At 61.2% G+C, this 11,127-nt stretch carries 8 protein-coding genes and 2 pseudogenes; 3 read left to right on the plus strand and 7 right to left on the minus strand.

Translation table 11 applies throughout. The features are described 5' to 3' along the window. Window positions 1-1,588: fused PTS fructose transporter subunit IIA/HPr protein (gene fruB, locus DBR24_RS21775; protein ID WP_371921340.1), on the minus strand; the 1,588-nt coding region annotated here is incomplete at its 3' end. 305 nt (window positions 1,589-1,893) lie between these two features. On the opposite strand from fruB, the gene cra reads away from it, so the two are divergent. Together cra and DBR24_RS21785 are read left to right on the plus strand one after the other, a co-directional pair. Then, a complete protein-coding gene (gene cra, locus DBR24_RS21780) occupies window positions 1,894-2,889 on the plus strand; it encodes a catabolite repressor/activator (protein WP_128615776.1) in 996 nt (331 codons plus the stop codon). Between the two features lie 3 nt (window positions 2,890-2,892). Beyond that, window positions 2,893-3,669: a TatD family hydrolase gene (locus tag DBR24_RS21785; RefSeq protein ID WP_128615777.1), complete on the plus strand. Its 777-nt coding sequence runs from the start codon at window positions 2,893-2,895 to the stop codon at window positions 3,667-3,669. Here the strand turns inward: DBR24_RS21785 and DBR24_RS21790 are convergent, their stop codons facing one another. From DBR24_RS21790 to DBR24_RS21810, 6 genes and pseudogenes are all read right to left on the minus strand, one after another. Further along, a complete protein-coding gene (locus tag DBR24_RS21790; protein WP_123464557.1) occupies window positions 3,670-4,059 on the minus strand; it encodes a hypothetical protein in 390 nt (129 codons plus the stop codon). It lies immediately after the preceding gene. Between the two features lie 251 nt (window positions 4,060-4,310). Beyond that, window positions 4,311-5,024, minus strand: a complete 714-nt coding sequence (locus DBR24_RS34920; protein WP_371921341.1) for a methyl-accepting chemotaxis protein — start codon at window positions 5,022-5,024, stop codon at window positions 4,311-4,313. A gap of 144 nt (window positions 5,025-5,168) precedes the next feature. Further along, window positions 5,169-6,308: pseudogene (locus tag DBR24_RS34925) on the minus strand (HAMP domain-containing protein); the annotation flags it as partial. A 332-nt stretch (window positions 6,309-6,640) separates the two neighbouring features. Further along, window positions 6,641-7,480, minus strand: coding sequence for a regulatory signaling modulator protein AmpE (gene ampE / locus DBR24_RS21800; protein ID WP_128615779.1), 840 nt, complete (start codon window positions 7,478-7,480; stop codon window positions 6,641-6,643). Further along, on the minus strand, window positions 7,477-8,037 hold the full coding sequence (gene ampD / locus DBR24_RS21805; protein WP_123464552.1) for a 1,6-anhydro-N-acetylmuramyl-L-alanine amidase AmpD: 561 nt from the start codon (window positions 8,035-8,037) through the stop codon (window positions 7,477-7,479). The genes ampE and ampD overlap by 4 nt, the downstream gene beginning before the upstream one ends. A gap of 63 nt (window positions 8,038-8,100) precedes the next feature. Next, window positions 8,101-10,287: a DUF1631 domain-containing protein gene (locus DBR24_RS21810; RefSeq protein ID WP_128615780.1), complete on the minus strand. Its 2,187-nt coding sequence runs from the start codon at window positions 10,285-10,287 to the stop codon at window positions 8,101-8,103. Window positions 10,288-10,663: 376 nt separating this feature from the next. On the opposite strand from DBR24_RS21810, the pseudogene DBR24_RS33210 reads away from it, so the two are divergent. Further along, window positions 10,664-11,127 (plus strand): annotated as a pseudogene (locus DBR24_RS33210) (nicotinate-nucleotide diphosphorylase); the annotation flags it as partial.

The following is an 11,127-nucleotide window of genomic DNA, read 5'->3' on the forward strand; positions in this document are numbered from 1 at the left end:
CCCGGCGACCGATGTCGCGCAGATCCGCCGCCCGCTCGGCGAGCAGGGCATCCTGCAGCGATTCCTGTTGTCTGGCCGCCGCTTCGATCACCGCCATCCACGCCGCTTCGGCGCTTTCGCCTTGCTTGAGGCGAGTGTCAACTTCGTCGGTCAGTTCCGGGTCGTCGAGCATCTCCTGATGAGTGATGAAAATCTCGCGAATGGCCTTGGCCTTGCTGCGTTCGATCAGGCCCTGGATGTCAGTTCTTACGTCACTCAGGGCTTGCTTGAGACGCTCGCGCTCGACGGCGGCGGACTCACCGCGCAACGGGTAATCAATGGCTTGCTGCACCTGAATGTGCGCCGGGCCGATGGCGATGCCCGGTGCCGCCGGGATCGCTTGCAATTGAGCGCCGGACGCCGGGGCGATCAGCACTTCAGCGATATCGGCAATGACTTCGCGTTGCTGGCTCACCGCTGGCAACGGTTCGACTTCTTCACCCAGACCTTCTTCGATCGCGGCCAAGAGGGCCGGCAAGGCATCGGCGGCGATGCTCGGCTCGGCGATCAACTCCAGCACCTGACCGCGCCGGGCGCCGAGGCTGAGCAACTTGCTCAGGCTCTTCACCGACACGGCACTGTCCTGGCTGTCGACGATGCGCACGCGAATCTCGCCATCGAAACTCTTCGCCAGTTGCGCGAGGATCTTCGCCGGGCGCGCATGCAAACCGTGGGCGTTGGCCAGCGCGATACGGGCGCTCGGCCAGTCGGCCGGCAGTTCGCCGCCGAGCACTTCGAGGACCTTGCGGCTGCTGGTGGCGCGGCCCAGTTCATGGCCGCGACCTTCAATCAACAACGCGCACAGACGCTCGAGCAAGGCCTGATGGGCTTCACCGAGACTGGCCAGGCAGAACAGCCCGCTGAGTGGCTGACCGAGGTAACGCATCGGTTTGTCCGGAGTGACGAACGCCAAGCCAGGACGCTTCACGGTTTGCTCGCTGTGCAGCCACCACAAGCCATCGCCCAGCGGCAGCGCTTCGACTTGCTGCAATACGCCGGCGAAGCCATTGCTCACGCAATCGGCCTGACGCAACAGACGTGCGCCACGCCAGACCAGTTCTTCGAAATCGTCTGCCGACACACCGAGGCCGATCATCTGTGCATCGAGCGCCAGTTCCTGCGGCGCGCCTTGCAGCAGTTTCAGCAGCGCTTCGGGCGAGCTGGCGCGCCGCAGCGCCTGGCCCAGGTCGGTCTCGCCGAGCGCACGGGTCAGCAGTTGCAGCAGGCGCAGGTGTTCGTCGGATTTGGCGGCGATGCCGATCGCCAGATAAACGATTTGCCCATCGCCCCAATCCACACCCTCGGGAAACTGCATCAGGCGCACGCCGGTGGCGAAAACCTGATCACGGGTTTGCGGGGTGCCGTGGGGGATGGCAATACCTTGACCGAGAAAGGTCGAGCCCTGGGCTTCCCGTGCCTGCAGCCCGGCGAGGTAGCCGTCGGCGACCAGACCATCGGCAACCAGGTGATTGGCGAGCAATTGCAGGGCGGCGGGTTTATCCACAGCCGATTGGCCCATGGATATCTGCTCTATAGTGAGCTCGAGCATGCGATCTCCTTTTTGGCGCCTGATGACGCCAGGTATTGTTTTGAATGGTTGCAGCTTAGGCGCTTGTCAGCTTCCCTTTCAGGGGCAGTTTTGGCGGTTTCACGGCAGAACCGGCCAAAGGCGTCTAAAACGTAGAAAATACGCCTGCTGAAACGTTTAATCTAGATTGATCGGCACGTTACTCGATAATGTCTCATCCTTGAAGTCCAACTTGTCGGATGCGCTGCGACAATAGTCGCCTGCCCTAATCGGGTAGGATTGGCGAAAATCTCGGCGCACGCTCGAAAAAACAAGGAAATCCCGGGTTGAAACTCAGTGATATCGCGCGGTTGGCCGGAGTGTCCGTGACCACCGCCAGCTACGTCATCAACGGCAAGGCCGAACAGCAACGCATCAGTCACGCGACTGTCGAGCGGGTGCGGGCGGTGGTTGACCTGCATGGCTTTACACCAAACCCACAAGCGGCCGGGCTGCGCAGCCGGCATACGCGCACGTTGGGGTTTATTCTACCGGATCTGGAAAACCCCAGTTACGCGCGGATTGCCAAACTGCTGGAACAAGGTGCGCGGGCCCGCGGCTATCAGTTGCTGATCGCCAGCTCCGACGATGCGCCGGACAGCGAGCGCCAGTTGTTGCAACTGTTCCGCGCCCGCCGTTGCGATGCGTTGATCGTCGCCAGTTGCCTGCCGGCCGGTGACGACAGCTACCGCCAGTTGCAGGCCAAGGGCCTGCCGATCATCGCCATCGACCGGGTCATGGAACCGGAGCATTTCTGCTCGGTGATCAGCGACGACCGCGAAGCCAGCCTGCACCTGACCCAGAGCCTGCTCGATCCGCAACCGAAGCAGATCGTCCTGCTCGGCGCCCGCCCCGAGCTGAGCATCAGCCAGGAACGTGCCGCCGGGTTCAAACAGGCCCTGGTCGATTTCAAAGGTGAAGTGCTGGTCGAGCATGCCGAATCCTTCAGCCGTGAATGCGGCAAACAACTGATGGAAGAACTCCTGCAACGTCTGGGGCATTTGCCGGATGCGCTGGTGACCACTTCCTACGTGCTGTTGCAAGGTGTGTTCGACGCGCTGCATGACTTCCCGCTGAAATCACGTCCGCTGCGCCTCGGCACCTTCGGCGATACGCAGTTGCTGGACTTCCTGCCACTGCCGGTCAACGCCATGGCCCAGCAGCACCAGTTGATCGCCGACAAGGCGCTGGAACTGGCACTGGCCGCCGTCGAGCAAGCCGAATACGAGCCCGGTGTGCAGGCCATTCCCCGAACCTTCAAGCAGCGCATTTTGCGGGACTGAGCCGTGGAGCTGATCGACAGCCACACCCACCTCGACTTCCCCGACTTCGACGCCGATCGCCCGGCGTTGTTGGCGCAAAGCCGCGCCCTCGGCGTGCGGCGCATGGTGGTGCTGGGGGTCTATGAGGGTAATTGGCAACGGGTGTGGGATCTGGTGCAGAGCGATCCTGATTTATACGCGGCGTTCGGTCTGCACCCGGTGTACCTCGATCAGCATCGCCCCGAGGATTTACAGACGCTGGGCGACTGGCTGGCGCGGTGGCGCAGCCACCGCCAGTTGTGCGCAGTGGGCGAGATCGGTCTGGATTACTTCATCGAAACCCTCGACCGCGAGCGGCAACAGGCGTTGTTCGAGGCGCAGTTGCAACTGGCGGTGGATTTCGCGTTGCCGGCGCTGATCCATGTGCGCCGCAGTCATGCCGCGACGATTGCCACACTCAAACGCTTCAAGCTCAAACGCGCCGGGATCATCCACGCCTTCGCCGGCAGCCGTGAAGAGGCGCGCGAGTACATCAAACTCGGTTTCAAACTGGGTCTGGGTGGCGCCCCCACCTGGCCGCAGGCGCTGCGCATGCATCGAGTGCTGGCCGAGCTGCCGCTGGAGTCGATCGTGCTGGAAACCGATTCACCGGACATGGCGCCCGTCATGTTCCCCGGCCAGCGCAACAGCCCGGCGCATCTGCCGGCGATCTGCGCGGCGCTCGCCGAACTGATGAACATCAGCCCGCAACAACTGGCCAGCGTCAGCACCGCCAACAGCTGCGAAGTGTTCGGCTGGTAATCAGTCGGCGTGGGCCTTGGCCGCGTCGAGAATCAGCGTCAGATCCTGTCGCTGACGCGCATGACGCACGAACACGAAGTACACAAAAATCGTAATCAGCGAAGCATTCAGTTGCTCGCTGACACTGAGCAGGCCAATCCACTCCATCACCAACGCCACCAGCAACGCGGTGCACACCGTGAGCGAGGCGCTGAAGCGCAACAGCGCCAGCGAATCGAGGGACTTGAAGCGCTTCATCTGTTGCGGGCAGCGCAGCTCGAGGGTTTTCTGGCAATGCTCGCAGGTGAAGGCTTCATTGATTGCGATCGCGTTCAGTTGCCAGGGCTTGAGCACAAGCGTGGTATGGCAATGGGCACAACGGCCCTGGATTCCCAGGGTTGCGACGGACATGAGCGGGGCCTCCGGTTGGCGATCAACTGAGCAAGGATAGTGGCTGATGAATGACAAAAAGCCAGCAACTGGAGGCAAACAGGAATTGGCTTACGACCATCAGTAAAAAAGGACTACAAAAAATTCAGACAAGACGCTGCCCCTGTGGAGAAGTGAGCCTGCTCGCGATGGCGGTGTGTCAGCAAAGTATTGATTCTTTGGCACACCGACATCGCGAGCAGGCTCACTCCTACAAGGGATTAGCGTTCTACCTACACACGAAAGGCGCTGATCAGCTGTTTCAGCTCCACCACCTGGGCCGAGAGCGCACGGCTGGCATCTTCGGTCTGGTGGGCGCCTTGCGCCGTGCGCTCGCCGGCACGGTTGATCTCGACGATGTTCTGGTCGATGTCATGGGCCACCGCAGTCTGTTGCTCTACCGCGGCGGCAATCTGCTGGTTCTGATCGACGATCATGCCCACCGCACCGAGGATGTTTTCCAGCGCCTGCTGGACCTTTTCCGACTGCCCCACGGTGCCGTTGGCCATTTGATGGCTGACCCCCATGGCCTTGACCGCCGCCCCGACACCGCCGTGCAGCTTGGCGATCATCTGTTCGATTTCTTCGGTCGATTGCTGGGTGCGTTTGGCCAGGGTGCGCACTTCATCGGCGACCACGGCAAAACCACGGCCCTGCTCGCCTGCGCGCGCCGCTTCGATCGCGGCGTTAAGCGCCAGCAGATTGGTCTGTTCGGCGATGCTCTTGATCACCTCCAGCACGCGACTGATCGACTGGCTGTCGCTGGCCAGCTGGTTGATCACCAGCACCGACTGATCAATCTCGCTGGCCAGCGCGGCAATGCTGCCCTGCTGTGACTCGACCAGGCCGCGACCGCTGAGGGTCTCGTCGTTGACGCTGTGCGCACTGCTCACCGCCGCAGCGGCACTGCGTGCCACTTCCATGGACGTGGCCGACATCTGGTTCATCGCCGTCGCCACCTGCTCGATCTGCGTGCGCTGCCCGGCCACTGCGAGATTGCTTTGCGCCGAGACGTTTTCAACCTGCCCGGCCTGGCGCTCGACCTCAGCAACGGTCTGGCCGACGCGCTCGATCAAGTCGTGAATCTTCCTCACCGTGCCATTGAACACTTCGCCCAGCTCACCCAGTTCATCGCGGCTGTTGGCTTTGAAATTGACCGTCATGTCGCCCGCTGCGACCTTGTCCATCATCGCGCCGAGACGTTTGAGCGTGGTGCGGGTCGAGGCGTAGAAGCCGCCGTAAAGGTAGAAAATCAGCACAAACACCAGCGATAGCGCGACAGCCTGCAAGACCATGTGCGTGCGGTTCTGCGTCAGACGCTGCTGCAATTGGGTGTCGAGGTAGTTCAACGTGGCTTCGTTGAGCTGGTAGGTGTTGTCCATCAACGCCGTGACCTGATCATAAAAGGTCTGCCAGGGTGCATCGAGGGTGTCAGCCATCACCACCTGTTCTTCGAACAGTTCGCTGGCCTGCTTCAACGTCGCCTTGCTGGTATCGGCCTGCCCACTGAGCGCGGCGCTGGCGGCTTTGCTGGAGCCGAGGGCGTCCTGCAACTTCAGGCCGTACTCGGCCTGGAGCTTCTCGATCTGCACCAGCAATTCATCAAACCGGGTGCTCGAAGAACTGTTGAGAAAGCCCTGACCCAACGAATACGAGCCCATGGCCCGGCCTTCGCCAAGGGTTTGCGTCACTGTCGGCGTAATCAGGGTGACCAGTTCGCTGAGCTGGCGGATATCGCTTTGGTTATCGCGGCTCAGACCAGCCTGACTGGTGATGATCTGACTGAAAATCTGCGCACTCGCCAGCAGTTTGCCGATCAGCGCACTTTTGCTTTGCAGTGAGTTTTCCGCTTGCTGAGCCTTGAACGCGGCAATCATTTCATCGCGTTTGCCGTCGAACACCTTGATCTGCTCGGGATCGTCGGTCATTGCCGTCAGCCCTTGCAGGCGCGCCAGCACCGCTTGTTCCAGCGTGGTGATCTGCGCTTCGACGTTACCGGCCTTGCCGGACTGGCCAAGGGTGACGTTGATCTGCACCAGATTGTTGAGGGTCTCCAGATCCCGGCGCAGGGTCAGGCTGCTACCCAGCAGGTCGAGGCTTTGCAGCTCGACGCGGGTACCCTGGAACTCACGATAGGAATCGCGCACCAGATAGAAATTGGTCACCAGCATCGGCACCAGGAACAGCACGCTGATCAGGCTGAACTTCATGCCGAAGCTCAGACGGTTCATCAGCGAGACAGCGGGATAGAGCAAGCTCTTCACTGGAAGTCTCCCTTGGCTTTTCTTGTTTTTATTGGCAGGCGCGGGGCGACAGCAGATAGCCACTATCGAGCGCCATCTCTGTATAGCTCAAATCGAAGGGAGGTTTTGTAACTTAAGGTTAACGGCTACAGCGGCCGAGCACCGACCGGTGGCGAGGGGATTTATCCCCTCTCGGCTGCGCAGCAGTCTTAAAACCAAACACCGCAGACTTTCTGACACACCGCGTGTGCTTGATTTGCGGCCGCTGCGCAGCTGAACGGGGATAAATCCCCGCGCCACACGTGCTTTCACTGAAGTGATCAGTGAACCAGCACGGTCCACAAGGCAAACCCGGCATACCACAACACCGCCGCCCGCAGCAGCAGTTCCCACAGGCAATCGAGGGTGTTGATGCCTTCCGGTCCGACCACCGGTGGCGGAATTTCTCCAGCCGCCAGACCGACCTTGTCGATCAGTTGCGCAGCGCTGATGTTCCAGTTCAGCAGTTCGTGCAGCATTACCCGGCTGACGGCGACAAAGTTGCCGACCAACGCCAGACTCGCGGCCAGCAGACGCACCGGCACCCAGTCGAAGGCATGGCGCAATTGCCCGGCGCGCTCGACCAATGCCGGGTTCTGACCATGCGCTTCGGCCAGCGCCAACAAGCGATAGGCCAGCGCCGCCACCGGGCCGAGCAGGAAATACCAGAAGATCACCGCGAAGAAGCTCTGATAGGCCTGCCACAGCAAGTGCCGTTGCACGCTTTCGAGCAATTGCTCGCCGCTGTCGGCGCAGATATTCAGGTCACGTTTGGCGACGTGGGCCGCCGCTTGCAGATCCTCACGGCGCCAGGCGTCGCGAAACGGTCCGAGGCCGCCCAACAGATCACCGCGTCCGAGGGCATAGATGACCACCAGCAGATGCACCGGCAATGCCAGCAAGCCATACGCCACAGGCTCCAGCACCCACAGCAGCAGACCCAGCAGCGCCACCGGCAACAGCACCAGAATGGTCAGTATCAGCCACGGTTTGTCGGCCAGCCGAGCGCCGGTTTCGAGTTTGTTCAGCTCGCGGATCCATCCGCCATCGCGTTGAATCCGATGACGCAGGGCCGAGAATTTCTCGATCCAGACCGCCAGCAGTAACACCAGAAAACTCATTGTCCTTCCTCTTGTGCCAGGGCCGCGCGGTAACGCGCCCAGTCGAATGCCGGGCCAGGATCGGTCTTGCGCCCGGGTGCAATGTCGCTGTGCCCGCAGATGCGAGCGCCGGTGATCGCCGGAAATGCTGTTTGCAGCTGACGCGTCAGCGTGATCAACGCCTGATACTGCGCCTCGGTAAAGGGCAGATCATCGGTGCCTTCGAGTTCGATGCCCACGGAAAAATCATTACAGGTTTCGCGGCCTTCGAACATCGACACACCCGCATGCCACGCCCGTTCAAGACAGGAGACAAACTGGGTCACCGTGCCGTCACGTTCGATCAGAAAATGCGCGGAGACGCGCAGGTCGGCGATGCCTGCAAAATAGGGATGTTCGGTGACATCCAGACGATTCTGGAAAAATTCCTGCACCTTGCCGGTGGCGAATTGGGCCGGTGGCAGGCTGATGTTGTGGATCACCAGCAAGGAAATTTCGCCCGCGGGGCGTTCATTGAAGTTGGGCGATGGGCAGACCTGCACCCCGTGACACCACCCGCTAGCGGGATCCAACTGCATAACGATTCCTTCAACGCCGACTGTGTTGCGCCCAGTATGCCGTGATCGGCACCCGACGCGCGATCACTTGGCGCGATTGAGGCGCCGCAGATTGCCCAGCACCGACTCCAGCGCCCGGTCAAACAGCAAGGTGTCGTCCAGTGCCCGTGCCGCCCCCCGGCGGAACTCAAGGGCCAGCCCGGTGCGGCTGTGTTCGAGGACTTTCATGCCGGTGCGGTCGACAAACACATACTTGCCGGTGGCTTCGATGATTGCGGCAAGCTTGCAACGCAGGGTGTGCTCTTCATCTTCCTGAAACACGACCCAACTGCCCGGCCGCAGCTGATCGACCTGGCGCACACTGGCGTCGTCGTGGCCCAGACGTACCGGGCTCAGCGCCATCGCGCCCTCCTCCGCGCCGGGCAGGACGATCTGCTGCGAGACTTCGATCAGCTCCGGCCCTTCGGCCTGAGCGGACTCGCTGGACGGTTCGAGCACTCGCACATGCAGTGCCTCGAGCTCGCTGAAAAATTCGCTGGTGGCAAACGGGTCGAATGCCGAACTGGTCAAACCGTCACGCAATGACTTGAGCAGACCCGGGACCAGCGCCAGCAAGCGCAGGCCGGCTGCCGCATCGTCATGACGCTGCACACTCCAGATCAGTTGCTCCAGGGTTTGCACATCGGCCTGCCATTCGGCGGAGCGATCGCCATGCTTGAGGCAGGTCAGCATCAACACTTTGCTCCAGGCGTTCTGCGCAAACATGACCACGGTGGGCGGCAGCACCTTGCCCAACAGTGCCTGGTTCAACGCCTGCTCGACTCGCCGCCTGGCGAGCTCGGTCTTCGCCCGGCCCTCTTCGGCATCGCGCAAACGCTGTTCAAGCAATTCGCTGCGCCGGCGTTCATCGCTGGTGAAGGCGAGGAAGTCGGCGAGCAGCTCGGAGAAAATCGCCGGGTCATCGACAAAATCACTCAACAGCCGCTGCACCACTTGTCCGATGCGCAGGTACAGGCTGTCGCGCGCTTCGCCATTGCAATCGCCCCAGCCCATGGCAGCCTCGGCGATTTCATTAAGCAGGCGCCGTGCCGGGTGGCTGCTGCGGCTGAAGAAACTCTTGTCGAGTACCGCAACCTTCAGCATCGGGATCTGCAACCGCGCAATCAATGCCTTCAGCGAGTCCGGCAGGTTGCGATCCTCGAGCATGCAGTCGAAGACCATGGCAATCAGGTTGATCACGTCTTCATCGGCGCCGTCCACGACCCGCGACTTGCCGCTTCTGACGCTGACCCGGGTCAGCAGTTGTTCGAGCTGATTGCGCAGATCGAAGTCGTCCTGCGCCGCCAGCGCCGGCACGTACTGTTGCAAGTGTGAGAGCAGCCGCAGCAGGTCGCGGGTGGTAATTGGCTGGGCGGCGGCGCTGGGCTCCAGGGTCGGCGCGACACTGCCGCGCACCTGCACCAACAAGGCCTGCAAGGCGCTGAAGACTTCCTGCACGCCTTCGTCCGCCGGCTGCCGATCATCACTTTCTTCGTCGTGCACACTGGCCACCGCGCGGTCGATTACCCGGCGCGCCGGTGCCGGTTTCAACTGCGGCAAGACGCCGGTGGCGAGCAGCAGCTGATTGGCTTCGGCATACAATTGTTCGGTGTCGGCCAGCACATAGCGTTCGAACAGCTTGAGCAGGATCAGCTTGACCTTGATCTCCACGCCCAGGTTACGTCCGGCCTGCAGAAAGTACTCGCAGAGCATTGCCGGGCCGAGCGGGTTGTGTCGATCGTCAAGGGTATTGTCGAGCAGCGCATTGAGGCGCAGGGTCAATTGGTCGAGGGCAAAGCCATCACGCTTGAGCACCCGGCCAACCATGGTTTCGACGGCGACATTGCGTTCCATGTCATCGGTGCGGGGCGCCGAATCTTCGTAGATCAGCGAACCCGACAGCGCGTTGTGCGTGGCGTCGTGTCGGGTCAGGGCGACGAATGCTTCGAAGAATTGTTCGAGAAAACCACGCTCGATGTTTTTGCGCTTGAGGCGCAGGTCGCGCATGGCTTCGAAGAAAATGTTCTGCTCGACGTCGTTGCGCGCCCGATCGGCCATTTCAAACAGCGTGTCGTCAGCGTTATCGAACAGTTCCTGCAAACCGTGGCGCAGTTGCTGGGCAGCCTTGTCGCGAACCTGAAGCAGAATCACAGGCAGGCGGGCGAGCGGCGAGTGATTCGCCTGATCGGTAGTGGCCTTGTACAAAGGCACTACTTTCCCGTCGTTGTGCATCCAAGCCTCCTGAAACGGTGATTCGTTCGATCAAGCAAACTCTGCCCCTGTGGGAGCGAACCTGCTCGCGAGAGCGGTGTGTCAGCCGCATCAATGTCATTGAAAGAATGCATTCGCGAGCAGGCCCGCTACCACAAGTTCCAATCAGGACGTCAAAGCTATGACGTCAAATGCAAGGCGGATTATCTTGCAAAAGTCGTCCCCGGCGCTATAGCCGTCAGGGTTTCCCCTATGCCTCGCCCCCTCTCAATGACCACGACTGAACCGGCTTTACTCACAAGAAATCGACCAGATGCAGTCAGGCACGCGAGTTCTCGCCTTGGGTTGGCTCACGCCATGCCCCTATAATCGAACCACTTTGTTTGTGGAGCCCGTTATGCCGAATCTACGTCTCGCCGATTTGACCGCCGAAATCGAAGCCAACGTGCGCCGTGCGTTGCTCGAAGACATCGGCAGCGGCGACATCACCGCGCAACTGATCCCGGCCGAACGCCTGGCCAAAGCCACCATCATCACGCGCGACGCAGCCGTTATTTGCGGCACGGCGTGGGTCGATGCGGTATTTCGTCAGCTCGATCCGCGCGTCGCGGTGCATTGGCAAGTGGTCGATGGCGAACGGGTCAAGCCCAATCAGCCGTTGTTTCATCTGGAAGGCCCGGCGCGCTCGCTGCTGACCGGTGAGCGCAGCGCATTGAATTTCCTGCAGCTGCTGTCTGGCGTGGCGACACGTGCGCAATACCTGGCAGATTTCGTCGGCGCCACTCAGGTCAAGCTGCTCGACACCCGCAAAACCCTGCCAGGCCTGCGTCTGGCGCAGAAATACGCGGTAACCTGCGGCGG

Origin of the sequence: Pseudomonas sp. HMWF006 (genome assembly GCF_003061205.1) — a bacterium.
GTDB classification, from domain to species: domain Bacteria; phylum Pseudomonadota; class Gammaproteobacteria; order Pseudomonadales; family Pseudomonadaceae; genus Aquipseudomonas; species Aquipseudomonas monsensis.

Excerpts from the sequence above, each read along its gene's own strand:
- DBR24_RS21790 (WP_123464557.1), bottom strand. The coding sequence starts at position 4,059 with ATGTCCGTCGCAACCCTGGGAATCCAGGGCCGTTGTGCCCATTGCCAT.
- DBR24_RS34920 (WP_371921341.1), bottom strand. The coding sequence starts at position 5,024 with ATGAACCAGATGTCGGCCACGTCCATGGAAGTGGCACGCAGTGCCGCT.
- ampE (WP_128615779.1), bottom strand. The coding sequence starts at position 7,480 with ATGAGTTTTCTGGTGTTACTGCTGGCGGTCTGGATCGAGAAATTCTCG.
- ampD (WP_123464552.1), bottom strand. The coding sequence starts at position 8,037 with ATGCAGTTGGATCCCGCTAGCGGGTGGTGTCACGGGGTGCAGGTCTGC.
- DBR24_RS21810 (WP_128615780.1), bottom strand. The coding sequence starts at position 10,287 with ATGCACAACGACGGGAAAGTAGTGCCTTTGTACAAGGCCACTACCGAT.